Annotated in this window: 25 protein-coding genes and 1 tRNA gene; 15 read left to right on the top strand and 11 right to left on the bottom strand. The window is 70.8% G+C overall.

The annotated features are described in order from the left end of the window. Nucleotides 1–6: 6 nt before the first annotated feature. Nucleotides 7–1,404: a glutamate--tRNA ligase gene (gltX, locus tag KO353_RS13465; protein WP_218285280.1), complete on the top strand. Its 1,398-nt coding sequence runs from the start codon at nucleotides 7–9 to the stop codon at nucleotides 1,402–1,404. Here gltX and KO353_RS13460 read toward each other — a convergent pair. Further along, complete coding sequence (locus KO353_RS13460; RefSeq protein ID WP_218285279.1) at nucleotides 1,401–1,856, bottom strand: MaoC family dehydratase; 456 nt, start codon at nucleotides 1,854–1,856, stop codon at nucleotides 1,401–1,403. The two genes, gltX and KO353_RS13460, sit on opposite strands and share 4 nt — an antisense overlap. Nucleotides 1,857–2,033: 177 nt before the next feature. On the opposite strand from KO353_RS13460, the gene KO353_RS13455 reads away from it, so the two are divergent. From KO353_RS13455 to KO353_RS13430, 6 genes are all read left to right on the top strand, one after another. Next, nucleotides 2,034–3,002 (top strand): ABC transporter ATP-binding protein, encoded by a 969-nt coding sequence (locus KO353_RS13455; RefSeq protein WP_218285277.1) that lies wholly within the window; start codon nucleotides 2,034–2,036, stop codon nucleotides 3,000–3,002. Between the two features lies 1 nt (nucleotide 3,003). Next, nucleotides 3,004–3,738 carry an ABC transporter permease subunit gene (locus KO353_RS13450; RefSeq protein WP_218285275.1) on the top strand — a complete coding sequence of 245 codons (735 nt, stop codon included), beginning with the start codon at nucleotides 3,004–3,006 and terminating at the stop codon, nucleotides 3,736–3,738. Between the two features lies 1 nt (nucleotide 3,739). Then, the gene (locus tag KO353_RS13445; protein ID WP_218285274.1) at nucleotides 3,740–5,734 is read left to right on the top strand and encodes a GldG family protein; all 1,995 of its coding nucleotides are present in this window, start codon (nucleotides 3,740–3,742) and stop codon (nucleotides 5,732–5,734) included. After that, nucleotides 5,731–6,810 carry a DUF4340 domain-containing protein gene (locus KO353_RS13440; RefSeq protein ID WP_218285272.1) on the top strand — a complete coding sequence of 360 codons (1,080 nt, stop codon included), beginning with the start codon at nucleotides 5,731–5,733 and terminating at the stop codon, nucleotides 6,808–6,810. Before KO353_RS13445 ends, KO353_RS13440 begins: the two co-directional genes overlap by 4 nt. 35 nt (nucleotides 6,811–6,845) lie before the next feature. After that, nucleotides 6,846–7,253 carry an NUDIX hydrolase gene (locus KO353_RS13435; protein WP_407928197.1) on the top strand — a complete coding sequence of 136 codons (408 nt, stop codon included), beginning with the start codon at nucleotides 6,846–6,848 and terminating at the stop codon, nucleotides 7,251–7,253. A gap of 80 nt (nucleotides 7,254–7,333) precedes the next feature. Continuing rightward, nucleotides 7,334–7,675: a hypothetical protein gene (locus KO353_RS13430; protein ID WP_218285270.1), complete on the top strand. Its 342-nt coding sequence runs from the start codon at nucleotides 7,334–7,336 to the stop codon at nucleotides 7,673–7,675. Between the two features lie 4 nt (nucleotides 7,676–7,679). Here KO353_RS13430 and KO353_RS13425 read toward each other — a convergent pair whose 3' ends face one another. The 4 genes from KO353_RS13425 to KO353_RS13410 all read right to left on the bottom strand — a co-directional run bounded on the left by KO353_RS13425 (nucleotide 7,680) and on the right by KO353_RS13410 (nucleotide 10,919). Continuing rightward, nucleotides 7,680–9,077 (bottom strand): sigma-54-dependent transcriptional regulator, encoded by a 1,398-nt coding sequence (locus tag KO353_RS13425; protein WP_218285268.1) that lies wholly within the window; start codon nucleotides 9,075–9,077, stop codon nucleotides 7,680–7,682. A 7-nt stretch (nucleotides 9,078–9,084) separates the two neighbouring features. After that, nucleotides 9,085–9,390, bottom strand: coding sequence for a hypothetical protein (locus tag KO353_RS13420; protein ID WP_235691874.1), 306 nt, complete (start codon nucleotides 9,388–9,390; stop codon nucleotides 9,085–9,087). A 31-nt stretch (nucleotides 9,391–9,421) separates the two neighbouring features. Beyond that, nucleotides 9,422–10,447 (bottom strand): protein-methionine-sulfoxide reductase catalytic subunit MsrP, encoded by a 1,026-nt coding sequence (gene msrP, locus KO353_RS13415; RefSeq protein ID WP_218285267.1) that lies wholly within the window; start codon nucleotides 10,445–10,447, stop codon nucleotides 9,422–9,424. 73 nt (nucleotides 10,448–10,520) lie between these two features. Further along, nucleotides 10,521–10,919, bottom strand: a complete 399-nt coding sequence (locus tag KO353_RS13410) for a hypothetical protein (RefSeq protein ID WP_218285265.1) — start codon at nucleotides 10,917–10,919, stop codon at nucleotides 10,521–10,523. A 196-nt stretch (nucleotides 10,920–11,115) separates the two neighbouring features. Between KO353_RS13410 and KO353_RS13405 the strand changes: the two genes are divergently transcribed. Both KO353_RS13405 and KO353_RS13400 read left to right on the top strand, forming a co-directional pair. Beyond that, nucleotides 11,116–11,589 carry a RidA family protein gene (locus tag KO353_RS13405; RefSeq protein ID WP_218285263.1) on the top strand — a complete coding sequence of 158 codons (474 nt, stop codon included), beginning with the start codon at nucleotides 11,116–11,118 and terminating at the stop codon, nucleotides 11,587–11,589. 28 nt (nucleotides 11,590–11,617) lie between these two features. Beyond that, entirely contained in the window at nucleotides 11,618–12,778 is a 1,161-nt protein-coding gene (locus KO353_RS13400) for an amidohydrolase/deacetylase family metallohydrolase (RefSeq protein ID WP_218285261.1), read from the top strand. 7 nt (nucleotides 12,779–12,785) lie between these two features. Here KO353_RS13400 and KO353_RS13395 read toward each other — a convergent pair. From KO353_RS13395 to KO353_RS13370, 6 genes are all read right to left on the bottom strand, one after another. Continuing rightward, nucleotides 12,786–12,860: transfer RNA gene (locus KO353_RS13395), tRNA-Lys, on the bottom strand. 57 nt (nucleotides 12,861–12,917) lie between these two features. Then, a complete protein-coding gene (locus KO353_RS13390) occupies nucleotides 12,918–13,439 on the bottom strand; it encodes a peptidylprolyl isomerase (RefSeq protein ID WP_235692125.1) in 522 nt (173 codons plus the stop codon). 75 nt (nucleotides 13,440–13,514) lie between these two features. Further along, nucleotides 13,515–14,066, bottom strand: coding sequence for a pantetheine-phosphate adenylyltransferase (coaD, locus tag KO353_RS13385; protein WP_218285257.1), 552 nt, complete (start codon nucleotides 14,064–14,066; stop codon nucleotides 13,515–13,517). Continuing rightward, complete coding sequence (gene gyrA / locus KO353_RS13380; RefSeq protein WP_218285255.1) at nucleotides 14,063–16,825, bottom strand: DNA gyrase subunit A; 2,763 nt, start codon at nucleotides 16,823–16,825, stop codon at nucleotides 14,063–14,065. The genes coaD and gyrA overlap by 4 nt, the downstream gene beginning before the upstream one ends. A gap of 110 nt (nucleotides 16,826–16,935) precedes the next feature. After that, nucleotides 16,936–18,960 (bottom strand): BTAD domain-containing putative transcriptional regulator, encoded by a 2,025-nt coding sequence (locus KO353_RS13375; RefSeq protein ID WP_218285254.1) that lies wholly within the window; start codon nucleotides 18,958–18,960, stop codon nucleotides 16,936–16,938. A 248-nt stretch (nucleotides 18,961–19,208) separates the two neighbouring features. Beyond that, nucleotides 19,209–19,517 (bottom strand): hypothetical protein, encoded by a 309-nt coding sequence (locus KO353_RS13370; protein ID WP_218285253.1) that lies wholly within the window; start codon nucleotides 19,515–19,517, stop codon nucleotides 19,209–19,211. A gap of 262 nt (nucleotides 19,518–19,779) precedes the next feature. On the opposite strand from KO353_RS13370, the gene KO353_RS13365 reads away from it, so the two are divergent. The 6 genes from KO353_RS13365 (at nucleotide 19,780) to KO353_RS13340 (ending at nucleotide 25,533) form a co-directional block, all read left to right on the top strand. Next, entirely contained in the window at nucleotides 19,780–19,917 is a 138-nt protein-coding gene (locus tag KO353_RS13365) for a hypothetical protein (protein WP_218285251.1), read from the top strand. Between the two features lie 228 nt (nucleotides 19,918–20,145). Continuing rightward, nucleotides 20,146–20,940, top strand: a complete 795-nt coding sequence (locus KO353_RS13360; protein WP_218285250.1) for a DUF6065 family protein — start codon at nucleotides 20,146–20,148, stop codon at nucleotides 20,938–20,940. Between the two features lie 54 nt (nucleotides 20,941–20,994). Then, nucleotides 20,995–21,939 (top strand): threonine ammonia-lyase, encoded by a 945-nt coding sequence (locus KO353_RS13355; protein WP_218285248.1) that lies wholly within the window; start codon nucleotides 20,995–20,997, stop codon nucleotides 21,937–21,939. Nucleotides 21,940–22,037: 98 nt separating this feature from the next. Further along, the gene (locus tag KO353_RS13350) at nucleotides 22,038–22,910 is read left to right on the top strand and encodes an amino acid ABC transporter substrate-binding protein (protein ID WP_218285247.1); all 873 of its coding nucleotides are present in this window, start codon (nucleotides 22,038–22,040) and stop codon (nucleotides 22,908–22,910) included. A gap of 11 nt (nucleotides 22,911–22,921) precedes the next feature. Continuing rightward, nucleotides 22,922–24,346 (top strand): bifunctional enoyl-CoA hydratase/phosphate acetyltransferase, encoded by a 1,425-nt coding sequence (locus KO353_RS13345; RefSeq protein WP_218285243.1) that lies wholly within the window; start codon nucleotides 22,922–22,924, stop codon nucleotides 24,344–24,346. Next, on the top strand, nucleotides 24,343–25,533 hold the full coding sequence (locus KO353_RS13340; RefSeq protein WP_218285242.1) for an acetate/propionate family kinase: 1,191 nt from the start codon (nucleotides 24,343–24,345) through the stop codon (nucleotides 25,531–25,533). Before KO353_RS13345 ends, KO353_RS13340 begins: the two co-directional genes overlap by 4 nt. Nucleotide 25,534 lies beyond the last annotated feature (1 nt).

Genomic DNA, 25,534 nt, shown 5'->3' with positions numbered 1-25,534 from the left:
CCCGGCATGTCAACCGTCACGCGCTTCGCTCCCTCTCCCACGGGGTTCCTCCACATCGGCGGCGCCCGCACCGCTCTCTTCAACTGGCTGTTCGCGCGGGCCACCGGCGGCCGGTTCCTGCTCAGGATCGAGGACACGGACACGACGCGCGAGGTGCCCGGCGCGGTCGAGCAGATCATCGAGAGCCTCGCATGGCTCGGCATTCCGCCAGACGAGCCGCCCGTCTCGCAGCGCGCGCGCGCCGCACGCCACGCCGAGGTGGCGCGCGCGATGGTGGCTGCCGGCACGGCCTACTACGCCTATGAGACGCCCGAGGAGCTGCAGGCGATGCGGGAGCGGGCGATCGCGGAAGGCCGGCCGCCGCGCTACGACGGCACCTGGCGCGACCGCGACCCGAAGGAGGCCCCGCCCGGCGTGCCCGGGGCGATACGCCTCAAGGCGCCGCGCGAGGGCGAGACGGTGGTCGAGGACCTCGTGCAGGGCACGGTCCGGGTCGCCAACGCGGAGCTCGATGACATGATCCTGCTCCGCAGCGACGGGCGCCCGACCTATCTCCACGCCGTGGTTGTCGATGACCACGACATGGGGATCACCCACGTGATCCGCGGCGACGACCACCTGACCAACACCTTCCGCCAGGTCCAGGTCTATCGCGCGATGGGGTGGGAGCCGCCGCGCTTCGCCCACATCCCGCTGATCCACGGCCAGGACGGGGCGAAGCTTTCGAAGCGCCACGGGGCGGTGAGCGTGCTCGACTTCCGCGACCAGGGCTACCTTCCCGAGGCGGTGGCGAACTACCTGCTCCGCCTCGGCTGGGGCCGCGGCGACATCGAGGTGATCGGGCTCGAGGAAGCGGCGGCGATCTTCGACCTCGCCGATGTCGGGCGCGGCGCGGCCCGGTTCGACTATGCCAAGCTCAGGCACCTCAACGGCGTCTGGATACGCCGCGCCGACAACGAGCGGCTGACGAAGCTCACGCTCGAGCGGCTCGCCCGGCGCGCCGAAGGGGCGATCGGCGCGATCACGGCGGAGCGTGTGGCGAAGCTGATGCCGGCGCTGAAGGAGCGTGCGCAGACGCTCGAGGAGCTCGCTGACCAGGCTTCGTTCCTGGTCAGAACCATTCCGCTCAGCTTCGAGCCGAAGGCCCAAGCACTGCTCACGCCGGAGGCGCGCATCGCCCTGCGCGGGCTCGCGCGCGCCTTCGAGGGCGTGGCGTGGGAGCCGGCCGCGCTTGAGGCGGCCGCGCGCGCGCACGCCGCCGCCACCGGCGTGACGCTGAAGGATCTCGCGATGCCGCTGCGCGCTGCGCTGACCGGCTCGACGGTGAGCCCTCCTGTGTTCGACGTCGCGGCCGCGCTCGGCGAGGCGGAAACGCTGGCGCGGATCGCCGCCGTGTCGGGCTAGGCGGGCGTGCGGCAGCGGACGAGGATGGTGCCGGTCCAGAGCATCACCACCTCGCCGTTCTGGTTCAGCGCCTCGGTGCGCTGCTTGACGATGCCGCGATCGGGCTTCGAGCGGGACTGCCGCGTCTCGAGCACAGTGACGCGCACCGAGAGCGTGTCTCCGGGCCGGACAGGCTTGAGCCAGCGGAGCTCGTCGAGGCCGGGAGAGCCGAGGCCGTGGCGGGAGACGACCGTGTCGACGAGCATGCGCATGGTCAGCGCCGCCGTGTGCCAGCCGGAGGCGATCAGCCCGCCATAGGGGCTCGATCGGCCGCCCTCCTCCGAGAGGTGGAAGGCTTGCGGGTCGACGGCCCGCGCGAAGGCGATGATCTCCTCCGCGGTCACGGTGCGCGCGCCGAATGTCACGCTGTGGCCGGGCGTGTAGTCCTCGACGTAGCGCTCGCGCAGGTCCATCGCTTCCCCCCTCGTCCCGAGCCGGCCGGACGCGGCGAAGCGCCGATCACGACCCGGTCAGCCCGCCTTGACCCGCACCTGACGCCATAATCAACCCCCTGGTCCTGACTTGATCGCCGGCGGCGGCGCTTCTAAATCCGCCGCCGGTTTCGGGCAGAGACAGAGGATCGAGGCCGCATGGCGGCGATGATCGAGGTCGAGGGCCTCACCAAACGCTTCGGGCCGGTGATTGCCGTCGACGACGTCTCGATGACGGTCGAGCGCGGCGAGGTGCTCGGATTCCTCGGGCCGAACGGCGCGGGCAAGTCCACCACCATGAAGATGATTGCGGGCTTCCTCACGCCGACCGCCGGCACTGCGCGGCTTGCCGGGCACGACGTGCTTGCCGAGCCGCTCGCGGTGAAGCGTCGCCTCGGCTACCTGCCCGAAGGAGCGCCGACCTACCCGGACATGACCGTGCTCGCCTTCCTTGACTGGGTGGCTTCGGTGCGCGGCTTCTCCGGGGCGGAACGCCGCGCGCGCGTCGAGCGGGCGATGCGGGCAACGAGCCTCGGCGATGTGATCTACTACCCGATCGAGGCGCTCTCGAAGGGGTTCAAGCGACGCGTGGGCCTCGCCCAGGCGCTGCTCCACGACCCCGAGGTTCTGATCCTCGACGAGCCGACCGACGGGCTCGACCCGAACCAGAAGCACGAGGTTCGGCGGCTGATCAGCGCGATGGCGTCAGAGAAGGCGATCATCATCTCCACCCACATCCTCGAAGAGGTGGAGGCAATCTGCACCCGCGCGGTGGTGATCGCCCGCGGCCGGCTGGTGGCGGATGGCTCTCCGGCCGCTCTCGCGGCGCGCTCGCGCTGGCACAATGCGGTGACGGTCCGGGTGCCGCCGGGGCAGCGGGCGGCGGCGATGGCCGCGTTGCGGGGGCTTGCCGGCGTGGCGGCCGTCGAGGCGGAGGAGACGCCGATCGATGGCCTCGTCTCCGTCTCGGCTCTTCCGGCCAGCGGGCAGTCGATCGAGGTGTCGGTCAGGCAGGCGCTTGCCGCCGCCTCGATCTCGCCCGCGGAGCTCTGGGTCGAGCGCGGGCGGCTCGACGAGGTGTTCCGCACCATCACGACCGCCGCCGGCGGGCTGCGCGAGGCGGCCTGAGATGCGCACGCTCCTTGCCATCACGCGGCGCGAGCTTGCGGCCTATTTCGCGACCCCCGTCGCGTATGTGTTCATCGTCATTTTCCTCGTCCTGCTCGGCGCGTTGACCTTCTCCGTCGGCTCCTTCTTCGAGCGCGGCCAGGCCGACCTCGCTCCCTTCTTCACCTTCCACCCCTGGCTCTACCTCTTGCTCATCCCGGCGATCACAATGCGGCTTTGGGCGGAAGAGAGGCGCACCGGGACGATCGAACTCCTGCTCACCCTGCCGGTGGCGATGTGGCAGGCGGTCTTGGGCAAGTTCCTCGCGGCCTGGGCGTTCACGGCGATCGCGCTCGCGCTCACCTTCCCCTTTGTCGTGATCGTCAACCTGCTCGGCACGCCGGACAATGGCGTGATCGTCGCGGGCTACGCGGGCTCGCTCCTGCTCGCCGGTTGCTATCTCGCGGTTGGCGCGGCGGTGTCGGCGCTGACGAAGAACCAGGTGATCGCTTTCGTTCTCGCGACCGCCGTCTGCTTCGTCTTCACCGTGTTCGGCAGCCCCGTGGTCGCGGGCTTCATCGCCGATGCGATCCCAGCGGAGGCGCTCGAAGCGGCGCGGCGGATCAGCCTGATCGGCCGCTACGACAGCATCACCCGCGGCGTGATCGCGGCCCGCGACCTCGTGTTCTTCGCCTCCTTCATCGCCTTCTGGCTCTATGCCAACGCGGTGATCGTCGAACTCAAGAAGGCGGGGTGAGATGTTGGACGCCGCCCATCACGCGACGCTCGACGCAGCGGTGACACGGAAGCCGCCCGCAAAGGCGCCGCCGCGCCGCCTGCTCGGTGCGGCCGGGATCCTCGCCGCGCTCGTGCTCGCCGTCGCCGTCAACGTGCTCGCCGACCGGTTTCTCGCGACCGCCCGGATCGATCTGACAGAGGAACGTCTCTACACCCTCTCCGAGGGCACGAAGACGGTGCTGCGCAGCCTAGAGGAGCCGATCACGCTCCGGCTCTACTACTCCCAGCGCCTCGGGCGGGAGATCCCGCTCTATGCCGGGCTCGCCACCCGGGTGCGCGAATTGCTGCGCGAATATGCCGAGCTCTCGAACGGCAAGATTCGCCTCGAGTTCTACGAGCCGGAGCCGTTCTCCGAGGTCGAGGACCGTGCGCTCGCCTACGGGCTGCAGGGCGTGCCGGTCGACCGGTCGGGCGAGCAGGTCTATTTCGGGCTCGCCGGCTCGAACACGCTCGACGACGAGCGGACGATCCCGTTCTTCCAGCTGGAGCGCGAGCGCTTCCTCGAGGCCGACCTCACGCGCCTCGTCTACGAGCTGTCGAACCCGCGCCGGCCCGTGATCGGCGTCATGACGGGCCTGCCGGTGAACGGCGAGATGCGCGGCCTCGGGGGGCGGCCCTCCCCGCCCTGGGTGGTGATGACGCAGATGCGCCAGTTCCTCGAGGTGAGGGAGGTGCCGCTTGATGCCGCCGAGATCGATCCGGGGATCTCGGTGCTGATGGTGGCGCACCCGCAGAACCTCTCGCTCCGCGCCCAGTATGCGATCGACCAGTTCGTGATGCGCGGCGGGCGGCTCCTCTTGCTCGTCGATCCGCACTCCGAGGCGCAGGCCTTCCGGCCCGACCCGCGCGGCCGGCCGCAGACCGACACCGCCTCCGACCTGCCGCGCCTGCTCGAGGCCTGGGGAATCGGCTTCGACAAAGACAAGGTGGCGGCCGATCTTCGCGGCGCGTTTCGGGTGCGCGCCAACCCGCAGGATCGTCTGCAGGCCGTCGACTACGTCGCCTGGTTCGTCGCCTCTGGGCCCGGCCAGATCGCGCGCGGCGACATCGTCACGGGCGAGCTGAACCAGGTGGCGTTCGGAAGCCCAGGCTTCCTGACGCGACGCGAGGGGGCGGCGATCGAGTTCCTCCCGCTCATCACCACGAGCGCGGAGGCGGCGGCGATCCCGGCCGAGAAGGTGCGCAACGACCCCAACCCCGCAGCCATCCTCGCCGAGTTCCGCCCGGGCGGGCAGGCGCTCACCCTCGCTGCGCGGATCCGCGGCACGCTCCCCTCCGCCTTCCCCGATGGCCCTCCCCCGCCGGCCGAGGGAGAGGAGGCGCCGACCCGCACGCGGCCCCACCTCGCGCGAAGCGAGGGCACGGCCAACCTCGTGGTGATCGCCGACAGCGACGTGCTCGAGGACAGGTTCTGGGTGCGCGTGCAGGACTTCTTCGGCCAGCAGGTGGCGCAGCCGACCGCCGACAATGGCGCGCTGATCGTGAATGCGCTCGACAATCTCGCCGGCTCCGATGCGCTGATCGGGCTGCGCAGCCGAGGCGAGAGCCGGAGACCCTTCGAACTTGTCGAGTCGATGCGGCGCCAGGCGGAGGCGAACTACCGCGCCACCGAACAGGCGCTCACACGCAAGCTCGAGGAGACCGAGCGTCGCCTGCGGGAGCTTCGCCAGGGTGGTGCGACCGCCGCCGAGCGCAGCCGGGCCGAGGCCGTGTTGACGGCGGAGCAGCGCGCGGCGATCGAGGAGGCGCGGCGCGTCATCCTCGAGACGCGGCAGGAACTGCGCGCGGTGCAGCGCGACCTCCGCCGCGACATCGAGGCGCTCGAGCGAACAGTGAAGCTTGCCGCCATCGTCGCCGTCCCCGTGGTGGTGGCAATCGTCGCGATCCTGCTCGGGCTGTGGCGGATACGCCGGCGCGCCCGGCGTGCCGAGGAGCCTCTGGAGGCGCCGGCATGACGCGGCGAGGGGTTCTCCTGCTCGGCGCGGCGGCGCTGGCCGCTGCCGGCGGCGCAGCGGCGGTGCTGCTGGGTGGCGAGCGCCCGCGCACCGAGGCGTTGGTGATTGGCGAGCCGGCCTTTCCCGGGGTGGCGCCGCGTCTTGCCGAGGCCGTGCGCATCGAGATCAGGCGCCACGACGGAACGCTCGTGCTCACCCGTGCGGACGGCGTCTGGGGTCTTGCCGACAAGGGCGGCTACCCCGTCCGGCCGGACCGGGTGCGTGAGCTCTTCGCCGGTCTTGTCGAACTCAAGCTGATCGAGGAGCGAACCGGTAACCCCGAGCTGTTCTCGCGCCTCGGCCTCGAGGACGTGACCGTTCCGGGCGGGACGAGCCAGCTCCTGCGCGTGCTCGACGCGCAAGGAAACGCGATCGTCGAGGCGATCCTCGGCCGCAGGCGGATCCGCACCGCGGGCAACCTGCCCGAAGCGATCTATCTCCGCCGGCCCGGCGAGACGCGCACCTTCCTCGCCGAGGGAACGCTTCGCACCGACAACGACCCGATGCTCTGGGTGGAGCGCGAGATCCTCGACATCCGTCGCTCCCGGATCGCCTCGGCGACCACGCACCGGGCCGGTGCGGAGCCGGTGCGCGCCGTCCGCCGCAGCGCCGATCTCGAGTCGGTCGAGCTTGAGGGGATGGCGGAGGATTTCCGGGCGGACCAGGCGAAGGTTGACGACCTGCCGCGCGCCCTCGAGTGGCTCACCTTCAACGATGTCCGCCCCGCCGCCTCGCTCGCCGGGGCGACCACGCTCGGCGAGGCGCGGTTCGAGACCTTCGACGGGCTCGGCATCACGGTCCGGCTGGTCGGGGCGGAGGAGAAACGCTGGGCTCTGTTCGCTGTCGCCTGGCAGGAGCGGCCCCGGCCCGACAATCCCCCGAACGAGGTCAAGAGCGCGGAGGAGGCGAAGGCAGAGGCAGAGGCGCTCTCCCGCCGCCTCTCGCCTTGGGCGTTCCAGCTCATCGACTGGAAGGCTGACGTCCTGCTCTACCGGCCCGAGGACGTCGCCGCCCCGCCGGCCCGAGATCCCTCCTGAGCGGGCGCGAGTATCCGACCCATCCGCGCGTCGGGGTGGGGGTGATCCTGTTCCGAGGCGACACGGTGCTCCTGATACGCCGCGGGTCGCCGCCGCGTGCGGGCGAGTGGTCGCTCCCGGGTGGGGGGCAGGAACTCGGCGAGACGGTCGAACAGGCGGCGTTGCGGGAACTCGCCGAGGAGACCGGCCTCGCGCCGGAGGGGCCGCTTCGGCTCGTCGACGTGGTGGATTCGATCACGCGCGACGCGGCGGGGCGGGTTCAGTTCCACTACACGCTCGTCGATTTCGCGGCCAAAGCCGCCCCCGGCGAGGCGGTTCCCGGCGGCGACTGCATCGCCCTCGCCTGGACGCCGCTCGCGGCACTCGACGGCCTTGGGCTGTGGGAGAGGACGCATGCGGTGATCACGAAGGCGGCAGCGATGCTGCGCTGCGGCAGCGTCTAGCACATATCTTGCAAGTCAGTGACCAGACGACGGGCCGCGGCAGCGCCGCCGCGGCGCCGAATGAGAGGATGCTCGCGAGCATGGCCGACGGTTCCCCCTCCAAGACGCGCGCGAACGTCAGCGCCCTGGCGGAGGGGGCAGAACACCGGGCCGCACGGGCGGCCCTCTTCAGCACCGAGCTTCTGCGCCGGATCGATGCGATCGCCCGTGCGATCGATGCGGGCCGTACGGCGGCCGTCGCATCGGAGGCGAATGCTCTGGCCACCGGTGCGGCAGCCTTCGGTCTCGCCGGGCTTGTGGAGGATGCGCTGCGTGCCGAGCGCGCCGCCCGGAGCGGCAATCTCGACGAGGTGGCCTCTGCCTTTTGCGTTCTGCAATGCGGCGTGCATGCCGCGCTTGCGCAGCTGCGCGGACGCGCGTGACGCCTCAGCCGCCACCCCAGGCGGCGCGCTTGCGGTAGATCGTCGACGGCGAGATCCCCAAGGCGGCAGCAGCCTGGGCGATGTTGCCGCCGCAGGCGGTGATGGCGTGCTCGATCGCCTCCCGTTCGATCTCGGCAAGCGGCCGGATACTGCGCCCTGCGGCCTGCGGCGCGCGGGCGGGCTGTTCCGGCGCCGCCGCCGGGGCGGGATATCCTCGCGAGAGCACGCGTGGTGGCAGCATCGCGGCAGTGAGCAGCTCCCCGTCGTTCAGCACCACGGCGGTGCGGATCGCGTTCTCGAGCTCGCGCACATTGCCGGGCCAGGAATGCGCCATCAGCGCCGCACGCGCGTCCTCGGCAATACCGCGGAAGCCCTTTCCCTCCTCCGCGGCGAAGCGGGCGAGGAAATGCTCGGCGAGCATCACGATGTCGGTTCCCCGCTCGCGCAAGGGCGGCAGCTCGATCGGGATCACGTGCAGGCGATAGTAGAGGTCCTCGCGGAACCGACCGGCCTTCACCTCGGCGAGCGGGTCGCGGTTCGTCGCGCAGATGAACCGTACATCCCCCTGCTCGAGGCGTGGGGAGCCGACGCGCTGGTAGGCGCCGGTCTGGACGAAGCGCAGGAGCTTGCCCTGGAGCGCGAGGTCCATCTCGCAGATCTCGTCGAGGAACAGCGTGCCGCCGTGCGCCTGTGCCGCCGCCCCGGCGCGGTCGGCCACAGCTCCGGTGAAGGCGCCGCGGACATGGCCGAACACCTCGCTCTCGATCAGCTCGCGCGGGATCGCGGCGCAATTGATGGCGACGAAGGGGCCGTCGCGCCGCGGCGACATCCGGTGCACCGCCTCCGCCGCGAGCTCCTTGCCGGTGCCTGACTCGCCGGTGATGAAGACCGTCGCCCGGCTCGCCGCGGCGTTGTCGATGATGCGATAGACCGCCTGCATCGCCGGTGCCGCGCCGATGAAGCCGCAATAGGACGTGCGGTCGGCCGCGCTCTTGAGCGCCTCGACCTCGCGCGCGAGTCGCGCCCGCTCGAGCGCGTTCTTCAGCGTGACGAGCAGCCGCTCCTGCGGGAAGGGCTTCACCAGGAAATCCGTCGCTCCCGCCTGCATGGCGGCGACAGCGGTCGCGACCGAGCCGTTGGCCGTGATCACGATCACCTCGGGCGGCCGCCGCGCAGAGCGCAGCTCGCGCAAGAGATCAAGCCCGTCCGCATCCGGCAGGCGGAGATCGAGCAGCACGGCATCCGCCGGCTCGCGCGCGAGTGCCGCCCGCGCCTCCGCCGCCGTGGCGGCGTGCGCGACCGACCACGGCGCCTCGCGGAGGTAGGAGGTGTAGAGCTCGGCGAGAGCGCGCGTGTCCTCGACCAGAAGCACGCTCTCGCGCGGTGACGACGCCCCGGCCATTCCCGATCTAGCGCGAGCGGAACGGGCGAAGCGCGAGCAGCACCGTGCCGAGGCCAGCGAGCACCGGCCAGGCGGGAAGCTCGAGCAGCGGCTGCACCACATCCTCCCAGAGCCACGGCGCCACATGGCGCTGGATCCCGGCCTGCGCCAAGTTCAGGCTCGGTGGATCGATCTCGAACCAGAGCTGGCCCAGCGGGATCAGCCGGTGCGTGCCCGAGAACGCCGCGAGCGCCTCGCGCGCGGCAGGCCAAAGCGACGCGGCGAGGAGGAGCACCCCGAGCACGCCCATCAGCCCGCGCACGAGGCCGCGCATGGCAGGTCCTGACGGTGAGCGGCGGAAGGCCTCATGCGAACAGGCGCTCGTGCGCGAGCCCGGCGTAGAGATGCGCCACGTGCTCGCCATAGCCGTTCCAGATCAGGGTCGGCCGGCGTTCGCCGGTGCCGAGCATGCGTTCCGTCGCCTGGCTCCAGCGTGGGTGCGGCACATCCGGGTTCACATTGGCCCAGAACCCGTACTCGGAGGGCTGAAGCCTCTCCCAGAAGCCGACCGGGCGCTCCGCCACGAAGGTGATCCGAACCACCGATTTCGGCTGCTTGAAGCCGTATTTCCACGGCAGGATGGGGCGGATCGGCGCGCCCATCTGCGGCGGCAGCGGCTTGCCGTAGATCCCTGTGACCATCAGCGCGAGCTCGTTGACGCACTCCTCGAGCGTGAACGCATCCGCATAGGGCCAGGGATACCAGGTCTGGCGGAAGCCGGGAGCGATCGCCCGGTTCTCGAAGCTCTGGAAGATCACGTATTTCGCCCCGCCCAGGGGCTCAGCCCAGCGGATCAGCGCCGCGAGCGGAAAGCCGGTCCATGGCACGGCCATCGCCCAGGCCTCGACGCAGCGGAAGCGATAGAGACGCTCCTCGAGCGGGAACGCCCTGATCAGGGTATCGATGTCGACCGTCTTCGGCGACGCGACGAGGCCGTCGATCGTCACCGTCCAGGGGCGCGTCTCGAGGCGCTGTGCGGCACGCCAGATCTCCTTGTGCGAGCCGAACTCGTAGAAGTTGTTGTAGACGATCGCCTGGCGCGCCTCGGTCAGCGGCCGGTCGAGGGTGTAGCGGTCGTTCCGGGCGGCGGGGTAGAGGCCGCGGCTCGGATCGTTCGCGATCTGCGCGTTCCACCAGCCGATCGGGTCTCGCCCTTGGGCGCGCGCGGCAGGGCCGCCGCCGAGCCCGAGAGCGCCGAGGCCGGCAGCGGCGCCGAGCAGCGCGCGGCGCGAGGGCCCGCTCCGCTTCGCCGCCGCATGGGCAAGAACAGCCTCCTCAGGCGTGATGGCGCTCTCGGGGAGCTGCCAGGGCTTGCGGCGATGCACCACCATCGACGACCTCCGTCGCGACCTCAACCACACCAGTTATGGGCGCTCCGCCGATAAACGTCAGCACACGGGGCTGTCAGGGCTTTGCCTGCGTCGCGGCCGTGTCGGGCGCAGGCACCGCCGCACCCGTGGCCGGGCGAACCGGGAGCCAGGCGAAGCCCTTGAGACGCATGCAGAACGCCATCAGCTCCTGCGTGCGTTGCACGAAGGCGAGATTGGTGTAGCCGAGCCCGGTTCCGAAACCCCACGCACGAGGATGCGGGCCCCACGGCCAGCCGACCCAGGGCGTGCCCCAGCCATACCAGCCGTAGAGGAACACGCTGCGATGCGCCTCGCGCTGCGCCTCGGCGAGGCACCCGTCGATCACATCCGTCGGGGCAAGCTCGCCCGTGGCCGGGTTCTGCCAGGCATGGGGCGTGCTCGCGCAGGCCGACGCCGCGAAGCCGAGCGCGAGCAGGATCAGGCGCGGGCGCATGCCTCCGAGATGAGCAGCGCTCCGAGGCAAGGCAATGGCAGCGGCATGGCGCGGCGCGCCAGCGCGGCCGCCAGGGTGCGCGCCGCCCTCTTGAGCCCCTTCGCCCGACCTCACCCGGTCCGTTGCCAGCCGCATCAAGCCCCTCTAGCCTCGCCTCCGAGCTGCCTCGACGGCACGACGCGCGGGAGGACGCACCATGGCGGAGACGGAGACGCCCGAGGCTCGGCTCGCACGGCTCGGGCTCGTCCTGCCGCCCGCGCCCGCCCCTGTCGGACGCTACGTGGCCTATCGCCGCGCGGGCGACCTCCTGTTCCTCTCCGGCCAGGGGCCGCGGCGCCCGGACGGCGGCTACCACGAGGGCCAGGTCGGAACGGCCGTTAGCGTGGCCGAGGCCTATGAGCATGCCCGTCTCGTCGGGCTACAGCTTCTCGCCGTGATGCGTTCCGCCTTGGGCTCGCTCGACCGTGTGGCTGCGATCGTCAAGCTGCTCGGCATGGTCAACGCCGCCGCCGGCTTCCGCGACCATCCGGCGGTGATCAACGGGTGTTCGGAGCTTCTCGAGGCGGTGTTCGGGGAGGAGGGGCGGCACGCGCGCTCTGCCGTCGGCATGGGGTCGCTGCCGAACAACATCACGGTCGAGATCGAGGCGATCGTCGCCATCCGTCCGTAGGACGCAGCACACGCATGAGGGACCGAGCATGGGCTACGACCTGATCCTCGCCGGCGGGCATGTGATCGACCCGTCCCAGAACCTCGACGGGGTGATGGACGTCGCCTTCGCAGGCGGCACCGTGGCGCGCGTGGCGCGGGACATTCCCCGCGACGGGGCCAAGGACGTGCGCGACGTCTCCGGCCACATCGTCACGCCCGGGCTAATCGACCTCCATACCCATGTCTACGTGCACGGAACCTCGCTCGGCATCGATGCGGAGGCCTTCGCGCGCAGCTCCGGCGTGACCACGGCGGTGGACACGGGCAGCGCGGGCCCAGGAAATTTCATGGGCTTCCGCAGGCATGTGATCGAGCCCTCGGCGGTGCGGATCCTCGCCTATCTGCACGTCTCGCACGCCGGCATCTTCGGCTTCTCGCAACGCGTGATGGTGGGCGAGAGCGAGGAGATTCGGCTGATGAACCCGATCGACGCGGTTGCGGTGGCGGAGGCGAACCGCGACGTGATCGTCGGCATCAAGGTTCGGGTCGGCAGGAACTCCTCCGGCACGCAGGGGACAGCGCCGCTCGAGATCGCGCTCCAAGTGGCGGAGGAGACCGGTCTGCCGCTGATGGCGCATATCGACCACCCGCCCCCGTCCTACGAGGACGTTGTGAACCGCCTGCGGCCGGGGGACGTGCTCACCCACGCCTTCCGCCCCTTCCCCAACGCCCCGGTGACGGCGCAAGGGACGGTGAAGCAGGCAGTGCTCGCCGCGCGGGACCGCGGCGTCTGGTTCGACATCGGCCACGGCAAGGGCTCGTTCTCGTTCAAGACCGCACGGACGATGCTCGCGAACGGGTTCCTGCCCGACACGATCTCGTCGGACGTGCACGCCCTCTGCATCAACGGGCCGGCCTATGATCAGGTGACGACGCTGTCGAAATTCCTCTGCCTCGGCATGACGCTTCAGGAGGTGATTGCCACCTCCACCGTAAATGCGGCGCGGGTGCTGCGGCGCCCGGAGCTCGGCACGCTGCGCCCCGGCGCGCCGGGGGATGCGACGATCCTCTCCGTGCTCGAGGGGCGGTTCGACTACGAGGACGTGGTGGGCGAGCATCTCGAGGGTGACAGGCGGATCGTGTCCGACGGCGTGGTGATCGCGGGCCGCCTGTGGCACGCGCGGGAGGGGGTGCGGTTCGCAGCCTGAGGTGCGCTGGTGAGCCGGGAGGGATTCGAACCCTCGGCCACGAGATTAAAAGTCCCGTGCTCTACCGCTGAGCTACCGGCCCCCTGCGGCAACCGGGCGGGTTCTAGGCCGCCCTCGCCCGCGCGTCAAAAGAGGCGCGTCAGTCGCGCACATCGGCCGCGACGCGCATCCTGAGGATCCGATCGGGCGGCGGCGCCACCTGTCCGTTGCGGTTCGGATCGCCGCGCTTGATCGCATCCACGTGCTCCATGCCTTCGATGACCTGGCCCCAAATCGTGTACTGGCCGTCGAGGAATGGGCCGGGAGCGAACATGATGAAGAACTGGCTGTTGGCGCTGTTGGGGTCCTGCGACCGTGCCGCCCCGACGGTGCCGCGCAGGAACCGCGCGCGGGTCGTGAACTCGGCCGGGAGGTTGGGAAGGCGGCTCCGCCCAGTGCCGGTGCCGGTCGGGTCCCCGCCCTGGGCCATGAAGCCCTCGATCACGCGATGGAAGGGCGTGTTGTCGTAGAACCCTTGGCGCACGAGCGTCTTGACCTGCTCGACATGCTTCGGCGCGAGGTCGGGCCTGAGCTGGATCACGACCCGGCCGGTCCTGAGGTCCATGTAGAGCGTGTTTTCGGGGTCAGGAAGCGGCGCCTGCGCGTCCGCCGTCGCGGCCATCATCAGGAACACCGCGCCTGTGAGCGCGAGGCGGAGCGTGGCCGTCATCCGGAACCTCCCATGAAGAATCGGCGGTCAGTCGTGCGCCGAACCCGAGCCCGAGGCAAGCCTCGCCGGTTCTCCCTCGGCCGCGACCTTGGCGGTGACGGCGGCAAGGACCTCGGGCGTGACGAAGGGCGAGATGTCGCCCGAAAGCCGCGCGATCTCCTTGACGAACCGGCTCGAGATGAAGTGCACGCCCTCCGACGCCATCAGGAACACCGTCTCCACCCCTGGGTCGAGACGGGCATTCATGCCGGCCATCTGGAACTCGTACTCGAAGTCGGAAACGGCGCGCAGCCCGCGGATGATCACCCGAGCCTTGATCCGCTTCGCGAAATGGATCAAGAGCGAATCGAAGGCGATCACCTCGATCACCGTGCCGTTGCGCGCGGCGATCGGCGCGATCGCCGCCTCAAGCATCGCTACCCGTTCCTCGGGCCTGAAGAGCGGCCCCTTTCCGGCATTCGCCGCCACCCCGATGACGAGACGATCGAACAGCCTCGCGGCACGGCCGATGATGTCGAGATGCCCCTTCGTCACCGGGTCGAAGGTGCCGGGATAGAGGGCGATCCTCGGCTCGCTCACGCCTCGCCTCCCGAATCCTCCCCACGCTCCTCGCCCTCGTCCTCGACCACCGGGAAGGCGGCGGCGACGTGCTCGTCCTCCTCGATCCGAAACAGCGTCACGCCCTGAGTGGCGCGACCGGCGATCCGTATATCGGACACCGGCAGGCGGATCGTGCGGCCAGCATCCGTCACGAGCATGAGCTCGTCGCCGTCGCGCACCGGGAAGGTGGCAGTGACCGCCATGCCGTTCTTCTGCGTCAACGCCACCCCGGTGATGCCGAGGCCGCCACGGCCGGAGATGCGATACTCGTAGGACGAGGTGCGCTTGCCGTAGCCGCCGGCGGTGACGGTGAGCACGAATTCCTCCGCCCTCTCGAGCTCGGCGAAGCGTTCCGGAGAGAGCACGATCTCGGCCGCCGCCTCCTGTGCCCCGGGCTCCTCCGCCGGCTCCTCAGGCTCCGCCGTCTCGCTCGAGGCGCGCCGCCGCGACGCTGCCGCCTTGAGATAGGCCGCGCGCTCCTCGGCGGTGGCCTCGACATGGCGAAGCACCGAAAGGCTGATCACCTCGTCGCCCGGGGCGAGGCGTATCCCGCGCACGCCGGTGGAGGTACGCCCTGAGAAGACGCGCAGCTCGTCGGCCACCGCGAAGCGGATCACACGGCCCTGGCGCGTGGCGAGAAGAACGTCGTCGGTCTCGCGCACCGCTTGGACGCCGATCAGCCTCTGGCCCTCCTCGAGCTTCATCGCGATCAGGCCGTTCTGACGCACGTTGCGGAAGTCAGAGAGGCGGTTGCGCCGCACGTCGCCGCCGGAGGTCGCGAACACAGCGTAGTGGCTGTCCCAGAGGCTCTCGTCGGCCGGGAGCGGCAGCACGGCGGTGATGCTCTCGTCTGCTGCGAGCCCGCCGAGGAGCTGGCGGATGTTCCGCCCCCGCGCCTGCGGCGCGGCCTCCGGAAGGCGCCAGACCTTGAGGCGATAGGCCATGCCGCGCGAGGTGAAGAACAGAACCTCGTCGAGGTTGTTGGCGACGAAGATGCGCGTCACCGCATCCTCCTCGCGCGTGGCCATGCCGGTTCGCCCGCGACCGCCGCGACGCTGCGCGCGAAAGGCGGAGAGCGGCACGCGCTTGATGAAGCCCTCGCGCGTGAGCGTCACCACCATCTGTGCGGGCTCGACCAGGCTCTCGTCGTCGATGCCGCTCTCGCTGTCCTCGATCACGGTGCGGCGCGGCTCGGCGAAGCGGGAGCGGATCGCCTCGAGCTCGGCGCGGATGGCGGCGAGGCGTCGCGGACGTGCGGAGAGCAAGCCGAGCAGCTCCTCGATCGTTGCGGCGAGGCCGCGCAGCTCCTCGGCGATCTTCTCGCGCTCGAGCCCGGTGAGCCGCTGCAGCCGGAGGTCGAGGATCGCGCGCGCCTGCGCCTCCGTCAGCCGCAGCGTGCCGTCGGGTGCGAGCGCGTTGGCGGGGTCGTCGACGAGCGCGAGCAGGGGGCCGAGCTCAGCGGCCGGCCAGGCGCGTCCCATCAGAGCCGCGCGCGCGGCCGCCGCATCGGCGCTCTCGCGGATGAGGCGAATCACCTCGTCGATGTTGGCGACCGCGACCGCGAGCCCGATCAGCGCATGCGCGCGCTCCCGCGCCCGGGCGAGGCGGAAGCGCGAGCGTCGGATCACCACCTCCTCGCGGAAGGCGAGGAAGGCTTCGAGCATCGGCTTCAGCCCGAGCTGCTCCGGCCGGCCGCCTGCGAGCGCGAGCATCTGCACGGGGAAGCTCACCTGCAGCCGCGTGTACCGATAGAGCTGGTTGAGGACGATCTCGCCATTTGCGTCCTTGCGGAGCTCGATGACGATGCGGACGCCGTCGCGGTCGCTCTCGTCGCGGATGTCGCTGATGCCCTCGATCCGCTTCTCGCGAACGAGCGTTGCGATCTGCTCGAGCAGGTCGGCCTTGTTCACCTGGTAGGGGATCTCGGTAACGACGATCGCCTCGCGGTCGCGCCGGATCTCCTCGATGCTGGCGCGGGCGCGCACGGCGATGGAGCCGCGGCCTGTCTCGTAGGCGGAACGGATGCCGGAGCGGCCGAGGATGATGCCGCCGGTGGGGAAGTCGGGGCCGGGAAGCAGCGCCATCAGCGCGGCGAGGTCCGCCTCCGGCTCGTCGATCAGCTTGATCGTCGCATCCACCACCTCGGCGAGGTTGTGGGTTGGGATGTTGGTCGCCATCCCGACGGCGATGCCGGAGGCGCCGTTGACGAGGAGGTTCGGGAACGCGGCGGGAAGGACGCGCGGCTCCTCGGCCGTCTCGTCGTAGTTCGGCTGGAAATCGACCGTGTCCTCGTCGATGCCGTCGAGCAGGTCGGCCGCGGCGCGGGCGAGCCGCACCTCGGTGTAGCGCATTGCCGCCGGCGGGTCGCCGTCCATCGAGCCGAAATTGCCCTGGCCGTCGATCAGCGGCAGGCGCATCGAGAAGGGCTGCGCCATGCGCACCATGGCGTCGTAGATCGCCGCGTCGCCATGCGGGTGGTACTTCCCCATCACGTCGCCGACGACGCGCGCCGACTTGCGGTGCGGCTTGTCATGCGCGTAGCCAGCCTCGTGCATCGCGAACAGGATTCGCCGGTGCACCGGCTTCAGCCCGTCGCGCACATCCGGGAGCGCGCGCGCGACGATCACGCTCATCGCGTAGTCGAGGTAGGAGCGCCGCATCTCCTCCTCGAGCAGCACCGGGGCGGCCTCGGGCGGCGTTCGGCCCGGCGGTGCGGGCGTGTCAGGCGTGTCGGTCAAGCGGCGTTCCCGTTTTGGCGCACCGCGCGTGTATGGAAGGCGCGGCGGGGCTTCGTCGACCCTCGGCGCAGCCTAGCCCAGGCGATGGTGCGCCGCAACAAAGGGGCTTCTCAGCCGCTGGGCAGACCTGCGCGTTCCAGCCCGGCGGCGAGGGTGGCGAGGTCCTCCGGGCGCACATAGGGTGTGGTGGCGAGGAAGCCCGAGATCGTGAACCCTGGCTCGAGCGCGAGCAGACGACGCGCCGCCTCGCGTGCCTCCTGGTCGCGGCCCATCAGTGCGAGCGCGATGGCATAGGGCTTCCAGGCGGCGGTCAGATTGGGCTGCATCGCCGTCACCGCCTCGCCGATCCGCACCGCTTCGGCGTAGTCGCCCTGCAGGATGTGCGGCGTCATCAGCCCCGTCTCGAACAGGAAGGCGTGCGGGTCCATCGGCGAGAGGCGGCGGTAGCGTTCGATCCGTCGGATCGCCTCGGCATGGCGGCCGGCATAGCCGTGGGCAGCACCGGAGAACACCCAGGCCATCGGCAGGTTCGGGTTGATGCTGAGGGCACGGTCGTGCAACGCGATCGCCTGGTCGTGGCGGCGATGGAGGTAGGCCTGCACATGCCCCGCGATGGTGAGGCCGCGCGCGTCCGCCGGGTCGAGCGCGATGGCGCGGGTGGCGAGATCGCCCGCCGTCCGCATCGCCTCCTCGGCATTCTCGGCCCAGCCCTGGCCGACGAGGAAAATGTGCCAGTAGGCATACCAGGCGTGCGGCGCGGCATAGTCCGGCTCGCGCGCGATCGCGGCGGCGAGCAGGACGCCCGCCTCCATGAAGGGCACTCGGTCGAGGCGGTAGATCGCCGGGATCGCCTTGAGCAGGAGCTCATAGGCGGAGGCCGGCGCGGGCACCCTGCTCTCGGCCCGGCGCGCCTCGATCAGCAGGATCTCGGGATCGATTCGGGCGACCACCTCGGAGGCCACCGCGTCCTGAAGCGCGAAGATGTCGGAGGCGTCGCGGTCGAACCGCTGCGCCCAGACGACCTGCGCCTCCGCGCGGAGATCAAGCAGCGACAGCGACACGCGCACCTGCGGCGCGCCCGTCTCTGGCGAGGTGGCCGCCTGCACGCTCCCTGCCAGCAGGAAGTCGAGGCCGAGATCGCGCCGCGCGGCGACGGTGTCGGTCGGGTCGTGAAGACGCGCGAGCGTGGCCGAGGAGACGACCGAGAGCCAGCGCAGGCGCGACAGAGCGGTGGTGATCTCGTCGGCGAGAGCGATGGAGAGATGCTCGCCCGCGCCCGTGCCGAGGAGCTTCAGGGGCGCGACGCCGATTCGCGCGCCGCGCACCGTCGCCCGCTGCGGCGGCGGATGGCTTGTGGAGACCTCCGTTCGCGGCTGGCCGGCGGCGCGGAGTTCCAGCCGAAGCCGCTGCGCGGTGGCCTCGAGCTCGGCCGCCGGCTCGGCGCCGACGCGAGCGAGTTCGGCGCGCGCCTGGTCGTAGGCGGCAAGCGCTGCGGAGCGGTCGCCGAGATCGCCGAGCGCCTGGATCAGCGCAAGCCACCCAGGCTCGTAGGTCGGATCGATCTGCACGATCCGCCGGGCGGCGACGACCCGCACCTCGGCCGGGTCGTGGGCGCTGTAATGGGCCTCCGCCTGGGTTCTGGCGCGGGCGCGGAAACGCCGCCTCTCCTCAGCGAGCCACTGGTCGAAGGCCGGATCGAGCCCGTCGAGGTCGGCGAGCAGCGTCCCCTCGATCACGTCGAGTGCGGCCGGCTCGGTCGCGCCGAGACGAAGCACCTCGGTCGCGTCCACCCAGAGCCGCTCGGGCAGGAGCTGGGCCGTCTCGCGGGTCGTGACAAGAATCCCGCCGCAGGGAGCGAGCGCATGTCCGAGCTCATGCAGCGACTGCCTGAGCGAGGCGCGGGCCTGTTCCCGGTCACGCCTGCTCCAGAACAGGCCAGTGAGACGCGCGCGCGGAACCGGCCGCCCGGCGGAGAGGGCAAGCACGGCGAGAATGCCGCGTGTCTTACGCACGCGCGGCAGCACGCGCTCGCTCGCAAGCCCCCACGCATCCATCGTGCCGATCAGGCGGAGGCGGAGCGTGATCTGATCCGACTGGGCCGGCGGGAGCGCGGGATCGGCCAGACCGTCAGGCATCGGAACGCGATGTGCTGTGTGCAGGAGCCACAGCCCGAGTCTATCCGATCCTGACGCGAACTGGCCACCGGCGACGCGCGTGAAAGTGTTAGCGCCGACCGCCTCTGCGCGCGATCCGATCAGCCGGCCTGTGCTGTTGCGCGCCCCGTCAGGGCCGCGCGGCGCTGGCGCGCGCCTGCCGGTCTCCGCCAGGCCAGGAGCTGCTGCCCTGGCGAAGGAGTGTCTGGCCCGGCCGCCGGCCGCCTGGCTCAGTGGACGGCCGTCCGCGCCACCGCGAGCGACCGCCGCTTCGGCGCCTCAGAGGCCGCCGCTTGGCCCGAGCAATGGCGGTTCATCGCGTGCACGGCCGCCATCAGGTCGAACACCGCATGCTGCAAGTGGCGGACGACCTCATCGACGCGCTGTTCCGCGGCCGGTCCACTGTATCCGGCGGGAGCGGCCCCAACCGAGAGATACTCGGCATACCAAGCCGCGAAGCGCTGGGCGGCGGCAAGCACGTGCAGGAGGATCGGATCGCCGGCGACCGGCGGGAGGTCCTGTGGCTCGTCCTTCGTCATCGCATGTCCTTGTTGGCGAGGGGCCCGGATGTCCGCCTCGTCCGCGCTCTAGGTAGCGTGGACGCGCTGCGCGCACGCGTGAGATCGCCGTCAAGGGCCGTGAGATCGCGCATATACCGATGGTTGCAAGGACGGCATACCTTCACGAAAGGAAAAAGCGCCGAAATAGGATTTTTCTCTTGCACTCTCCTTCGATCTGGGCATATCGTCCGTCGCGTCGGCGGGATCTGCTCGTCCCGACAGGCAAGAGAAGGAACAGACCATGACCAAGCGAATCCGCCTCCCCGCCCTCGTGGCCGACACCGCCAAGGTCCGTCTCGGCGGCATCATCACCCCGCTGCCGCGCACGATCGCCGACAACGGCAAGGTGCGCCTCGGCGGCATCGCCCCGATCGTCTGATCACCCCGATGGCCGCAGCGGCGCAGTCGGACGCGCTGCGTCATCGCCTGATGCGCGAGGCCCGAGCGGCGAAGGGCCGTCCCTCTCCCTCCCCTCCCGAGCCCCCGGGCCTCGCGCTCCCGCACCGACGTGCCACACCACGACCAAGACCCGGCAACGGGCGCCCAGGCCCCGGCAAACAAGAGGAAGCGCCGGGAAGCCGCCAGAGGAAGAGAGGATGACGGTCCCATGACGAAGCAGCCCGTGCCCCTGGTGACCTTCAATCGCCTTGTTCCCTCCGCACGCCCGCCCCAGCGTGCCGACCGGTCGGGAGCAGGCACGCTTCCCACCCGCGCCTTCCGCTACTGCGAGGCGGTGACGACAGCGACGGGGCTCGGCTGGTATCTGTTTCCCCCTGTCGGCGTGACGTTCGTCTGGGATGGCACCCAGGTGTTCTGGACCTGGGACGGCGGCGAGGAGCACGGCCTTCTGCCCCTTGGCGTGGCGCAGTTCCCGGGTTTCGCCGAACAGTTCGACGCCGCCGCGCCGGAGCCGGTGCGCGGCTTCTCTCCCCCCTTCGTCGCCGCGCTCAAGGAGCCCGGCGTGGTGCAGATCTGGTCAGGCCTGATCGCCCGCACCGCCCCTGGCTGGAGCCTGCTGATCCGCCCGCCCGCCAATCTCCCCCGCGCGGCCGGCTACGAGGTCTATGAAGGCATCGTCGAGACCGATCGCTGGTTCGGCCCGCTCTTCACCAATCTCCGCCTGACCAAGACCGACGTTCCCGTCCGTCTCGACCCCGACTTCCCCTTCGCCACCGCCGTGCCGGTACCGCGGATGATGTACGACGAGGCGCTGCAGAACACGGGCCGGGTCGTTACCGACATCGACGCGATGACGGAACAGGACTGGGCCGACTACCGCGCCACGGTCGTCGAGCCCTGCTCGGCCGCCGACCGAGGCCGCGGCCGCTATGCCACCGAGACGCGGAAGCGCCGCAGGGGCGAGTGCCCCAATGCCGCCGCGCAGGCCGCCGCCGCCGCCTGAGACGCGCCGAGGGCGGTTCACGCCGGGGAGGATCGCCCCTAGTCTCGGCGGCTGATGATCACCCTCGATGACGTGCGCGCCGCCGCCGCGCAGATCGCCCCGTTGGTGCGCCGCACGCCGTCGATGGCAGCCGAGCCGGCGCAGCTTCCGCTCGCAGCCGGCGCGCGGGTGAGCCTCAAGCTCGAGTGCCTCCAGGTGTCGGGCAGCTTCAAGGCGCGCGGCGCCTTCAGCCGGCTGACCCTGCTCGGGCCGGACGCGCGGCAGCGGGGGCTCGTCACCGCCTCTGGGGGAAACCACGGCATCGCGGTCGCCTACGCCGCCCACGCCGCCGGGCTTGCGGCGACCGTCGTGGTGCCCACCGGTGTCCACTCAGACAAGGCGGCACGAATCCGTGCCTATGGCGCGACGCTGATCCTCGAGGGGGCGGTGTGGGACGAGGCGAACGCCCGTGCACGAGCGATCGCCGAGGAGACGGGCGCGGCTTACGTGCACCCGTTCGCCGACCCTGCCGTCGCCGCCGGGCAAGGAACGATCGCGCTCGAGGTGCTCGCCGACGACCCGGAGATCGACACCCTGCTCGTCGCGATCGGCGGCGGCGGGCTGATCGCGGGCGTCGCCGCCGCCGCCGCCGCGCTCAAGCCGGACATACGAATCGTCGGCGTCGAACCGACCGGAGCGCCGACCCTCCACGACTCGCTCGCAGCCGGCGAGGTGGTGACGCTCGCCTCGGTCACCACGCGCGTGCCGACGCTCGCCGCACGACGGACCGAACGGACCAATTTCGAGCTGATCCGGAGGCACGTGCGCGACGTCGTGCTCGTCGAGGACGAGGATCTCGCCCACGCCGCCCGCCATCTCTGGGCGGAGTACGGCATCGCCGCCGATCTCTCTGGCGCCGCTTCGGCCGCAGCCCTGCTGGCCGGCGCCTATCGCCCGAAGCCGGGAGAACGTATCTGCGCGATCGTCTGCGGCGCGGGTGCCGATGCCCTCGCGTCCTGACGGGCGGCACGCTCCCTGACATAGTGTCGCGCTTGCGTCGGTCGTGGATCCCGGCCCAAGGTCGGCGCGCCCGTCCTACCGGGGGGAGAGATGACCTGATGCGCCGCCTGTCCGCCGCGGTTTTCGCCCTCGTGCTCGCGTCCAGCCCCGCGCTCGCCGATGCGCTCGCCGACTCCGTCGCCCGTGGCAGCATACGCCTCGGTGTGCGGTCCGACGCGCCGCCCTTCTCGGCCGCACGGCCGGATGGAAGCTTTGTCGGCTACCAGATCGACATCTGCCAGGCGATCGTCGCCGAGATCGGCCGCGAGGCCGGCAGGCCGCTCGCGGTCGAGTCCGTGGTGGTCGATGCCGGCAACCGCTTCCGGATGCTCGCCGAGCGGAAGGTCGATCTCCTGTGCGAGCCGAGCACCGTGACGCTCGAGCGACGCTCTCTCGTCGACTTCTCGCTCCCGACCTTCGTCACCGGCGCGGGCCTGATGGCACGGCTGTCGCCCGGGCCGGTCGCGCTTCCTCCGCTCGGCGGCGGCGGTGTGGGCGTGCCGCAGACCCCGCCGCGTCGGCTCGGCGTGCTCGCCGGCACCACGACCGAAGCCGCGGTGAAGGCGATGGTCGCCTCCGGCGCGCTGAAGGCCCAGGTGATCGACGTGTCGTCGCACGGAGATGGCGTGACCGCGCTGAGCGCCGGGTTGCTCGACGCCTATGCCGCGGATCTCGAGATCCTGATCGACCTCCGCGACCGCACCGCCACGCCTGAGCAGTTCGCGATCGCCGACCGGCTTCTCACCCTCGAGACCTACGCGGTGGCCATGCCGCGCGGGGAGAGCGCGCTTCGCCTCGCGGCGGATCGCGCGATCGCAAGGCTCTATCGCGAGGGGGGGATCCTCGAGATCGCGCAGCGACACTTCCCGGGCCGCGCGCCTGGCGATGCCTTCACCGCGATGGTGCTGTTCAACGCGCTGCCGAGCCGCTGAGGCGACGGCGGGTGAACCAGGTGGCCGCGACCAACCGCACCTTCGACGAGATCACCCCCGGCGAGAGCGCCCGGATCGTGCGCACGCTGACGCCAAACGATCTCGTCGTGTTCGCGCATGCCTCGGGCAACCTCAACCCGCTCCATCTGGAAGGCAGGCAGGGGGAGGGCGACAGCGAGCGCGCGGTCGCACCGAGCATGTGGGTCGCGGCCCTGCTCTCGGCCGTGCTCGGCACTAGGCTTCCCGGGCCGGGCACGCTCTACAAGTCGCAGTCGATCGAGTTTCTCGGCCACGCCCATGTCGGCGACACGCTCACCGCCACCGTCAGCGCGCGTGAGAAGCGGCCGCCGAACATCGTCGTGTTCGACGGCATGGTCACGAATCAGCGCGGCGAGGTCCTCGCCACGGCCGTGTGCGAGGTGCTCGCGCCGACCGCGCGGGCGACGCTCGAGAATGTCGCCCTGCCCGAGCTCGTGTTCCGCCAGCATGCGAAATTCGACCGTCTGATCGCCGCCTGCTCTGGGCTGCCGCCGCTGCCGACAGCGGTCGCCCATCCCTGCGACGCGCCGAGCCTCGAAGGTGTCGCGGAGGCGGCACGGGCCGGGCTGATCGTTCCGGTCCTCGTCGGTCCGGAGGCGAAGATCCGTACTGCCGCTGCCGCTTCAGGCATCGACATCTCGGGCTTCGAGCTCGTCGACGCGCCGCACAGCCATGCCGCCGCGGCACGCGCGGTCGCGCTCGTGCACGAGGATCGCGCCCGGGCGGTGATGAAGGGGGCACTGCACTCGGACGAGCTCTTGGCCGAGATCGTCAAGCGCGAGGGCGGACTGCGCGCCAAGCGGCGGATCAGCCACGTTTTCGTGCTCGACGCCCCGGGCCTGCCGCACCTCCTCCTCGTCACCGACGCGGCGATCAACATCGCGCCCGACCTGATGACCAAGGCCGACATCGTGCAGAATGCGATCGACCTCGCGCGCGCGATCGGCATCGCAAGGCCCAAGGTCGCGGTGATGAGCGCGGTCGAGACCGTCAACCCAGCCATCCCCTCGAGCCTCGATGCGGCGATCCTCTCCAAGATGGCCGAGCGCGGCCAGATCACCGGCGGCCTTGTGGACGGCCCGCTCGCGATGGACAACGCGATCGACATCGACGCTGCCCGCACCAAGGGCATCGTCTCGGCGGTGGCCGGCAGGGCGGAGGTGCTCGTTGTGCCGAATCTCGAGGCGGGCAACATGCTCGCGAAGAACCTCACCTTCGTCGCGCATGCCGACAGTGCCGGTCTCGTGGTCGGCGCCGCCGTGCCGGTGATGCTGACGAGCCGCGCCGACGACGCCCGCGCCCGCCTCGCCTCAGCCGCGCTCGCCGTGCTGTTCAACCATTGGAAGGCGACCGGGCAGAGTGCGGTTCCGCCGCTCGATGACGCACCCAGCGCATGAGCCCCGTTGCGCTCGTCGTCAATGCCGGCTCCTCCTCGATCAAGCTCGAGGTGTTTGAGGCGGGGCGCGAGCTCGTTTCGCTGGCAGAGCTTCTGATCGAGGGAATCGGCTCCCGCCCCGTGTTTCGGGCGAACGCCGCATGCGGCACGGTGCTCGTCGACCGCGCGTTGAAGGGCGACAAGCCTGTCGATCATCGCACCGCACTCGCCGAGGCCACCGCTTGGCTCGAGGCGTTCCTCGCGGGCCGGAAGGTGGTCGTGGTCGGGCATCGCGTCGTCCATGGCGGGCCTGGTTATGCCGCTCCCTTGATCGTCGATTCCGCGGTGCGTGCCGCGCTCGAGAAGCTCGTGCCGCTCGCGCCGTTGCACCAGCCGCACAATCTCGCCGGGATCGACGCGATGGCCGCGCTCTATCCCTTCGTGTCGCAGGTCGCCTGCTTCGATACCGCCTTTCACCGTGGCCACCCCTTCGTCGCCGACACCTTCGCGCTGCCGCGGGCCTTCTATGACCAGGGGATCCGGCGCTACGGCTTCCACGGCCTCTCCTACGAGTATGTCGCACGGCGGCTTGCCGAGACGTGGCCCTCGCTCGCCGCCGGCCGGGTCGTGGTTGCGCATCTCGGCAACGGCGCCTCGATGTGCGCGCTGAAAAGCGGGCGGTCGATCGACAGCACCATGGGATTCACGGCGGTCGACGGGCTGCCGATGGGAACACGCTGCGGCCAGCTCGACCCGGGCGTGCTGATCCACCTGATGACCGAGCGCGGCATGGACGCGGACGCGCTCACGCGCCTGATCTACACCGAGAGCGGGCTCAAGGGCCTCTCTGGCCTCTCAAACGACATGCGCGCGCTCGAGGCCTCCGGCTCGGAGGCGGCGGCTCAGGCGATCGACTACTTCGTCTACCGCATCCGCAAGGAGCTCGGCGCGCTTGCCGCCGCGCTCGGAGGGCTCGACGGGCTCGTCTTCACCGCAGGAATCGGCGAGAACTCGGCCCGGGTCCGCGCCGCGGTGTGCGAGGGAATGGAGTGGCTCGGAATTGTTCTTGATCCGGCACGAAATGCCGCCGGGGAGACGGTTCTCTCCGCTCCCCGCTCGCGGGTGACCGTGCTGCGGATCCCGACCGACGAGGAGAGAATGATCGCGCTCCACGCGCTTGCTCTCGTCGACCCGACCGGAGGAGGATGAG

It is taken from the genome of Elioraea tepida, assembly GCF_019203965.1.
Taxonomy (GTDB): Bacteria; Pseudomonadota; Alphaproteobacteria; order Acetobacterales; family Acetobacteraceae; genus Elioraea_A; species Elioraea_A tepida.
This window is presented reverse-complemented; position numbering and strand designations above follow the sequence as displayed.

Coding starts and splice junctions, on each gene's coding strand:
- KO353_RS13410 (WP_218285265.1), bottom strand. CDS start 10,919: ATGCGCCCGCGCCTGATCCTGCTCGCGCTCGGCTTCGCGGCGTCGGCC.
- KO353_RS13400 (WP_218285261.1), top strand. CDS start 11,618: ATGGGCTACGACCTGATCCTCGCCGGCGGGCATGTGATCGACCCGTCC.
- KO353_RS13405 (WP_218285263.1), top strand. CDS start 11,116: ATGGCGGAGACGGAGACGCCCGAGGCTCGGCTCGCACGGCTCGGGCTC.
- KO353_RS13420 (WP_235691874.1), bottom strand. CDS start 9,390: ATGCGCGGCCTCGTGCGCGGGCTGATGGGCGTGCTCGGGGTGCTCCTC.
- KO353_RS13445 (WP_218285274.1), top strand. CDS start 3,740: ATGTTGGACGCCGCCCATCACGCGACGCTCGACGCAGCGGTGACACGG.
- KO353_RS13370 (WP_218285253.1), bottom strand. CDS start 19,517: ATGACGAAGGACGAGCCACAGGACCTCCCGCCGGTCGCCGGCGATCCG.
- KO353_RS13440 (WP_218285272.1), top strand. CDS start 5,731: ATGACGCGGCGAGGGGTTCTCCTGCTCGGCGCGGCGGCGCTGGCCGCT.
- msrP (WP_218285267.1), bottom strand. CDS start 10,447: ATGGTGGTGCATCGCCGCAAGCCCTGGCAGCTCCCCGAGAGCGCCATC.
- KO353_RS13365 (WP_218285251.1), top strand. CDS start 19,780: ATGACCAAGCGAATCCGCCTCCCCGCCCTCGTGGCCGACACCGCCAAG.
- KO353_RS13425 (WP_218285268.1), bottom strand. CDS start 9,077: ATGGCCGGGGCGTCGTCACCGCGCGAGAGCGTGCTTCTGGTCGAGGAC.
- gltX (WP_218285280.1), top strand. CDS start 7: ATGTCAACCGTCACGCGCTTCGCTCCCTCTCCCACGGGGTTCCTCCAC.
- KO353_RS13375 (WP_218285254.1), bottom strand. CDS start 18,960: ATGCCTGACGGTCTGGCCGATCCCGCGCTCCCGCCGGCCCAGTCGGAT.
- KO353_RS13390 (WP_235692125.1), bottom strand. CDS start 13,439: ATGGCCGCGACGGCGGACGCGCAGGCGCCGCTTCCTGACCCCGAAAAC.
- KO353_RS13355 (WP_218285248.1), top strand. CDS start 20,995: ATGATCACCCTCGATGACGTGCGCGCCGCCGCCGCGCAGATCGCCCCG.
- KO353_RS13350 (WP_218285247.1), top strand. CDS start 22,038: ATGCGCCGCCTGTCCGCCGCGGTTTTCGCCCTCGTGCTCGCGTCCAGC.
- KO353_RS13450 (WP_218285275.1), top strand. CDS start 3,004: ATGCGCACGCTCCTTGCCATCACGCGGCGCGAGCTTGCGGCCTATTTC.
- KO353_RS13460 (WP_218285279.1), bottom strand. CDS start 1,856: ATGGACCTGCGCGAGCGCTACGTCGAGGACTACACGCCCGGCCACAGC.
- KO353_RS13430 (WP_218285270.1), top strand. CDS start 7,334: ATGGCCGACGGTTCCCCCTCCAAGACGCGCGCGAACGTCAGCGCCCTG.
- KO353_RS13360 (WP_218285250.1), top strand. CDS start 20,146: ATGACGAAGCAGCCCGTGCCCCTGGTGACCTTCAATCGCCTTGTTCCC.
- KO353_RS13340 (WP_218285242.1), top strand. CDS start 24,343: ATGAGCCCCGTTGCGCTCGTCGTCAATGCCGGCTCCTCCTCGATCAAG.
- KO353_RS13455 (WP_218285277.1), top strand. CDS start 2,034: ATGGCGGCGATGATCGAGGTCGAGGGCCTCACCAAACGCTTCGGGCCG.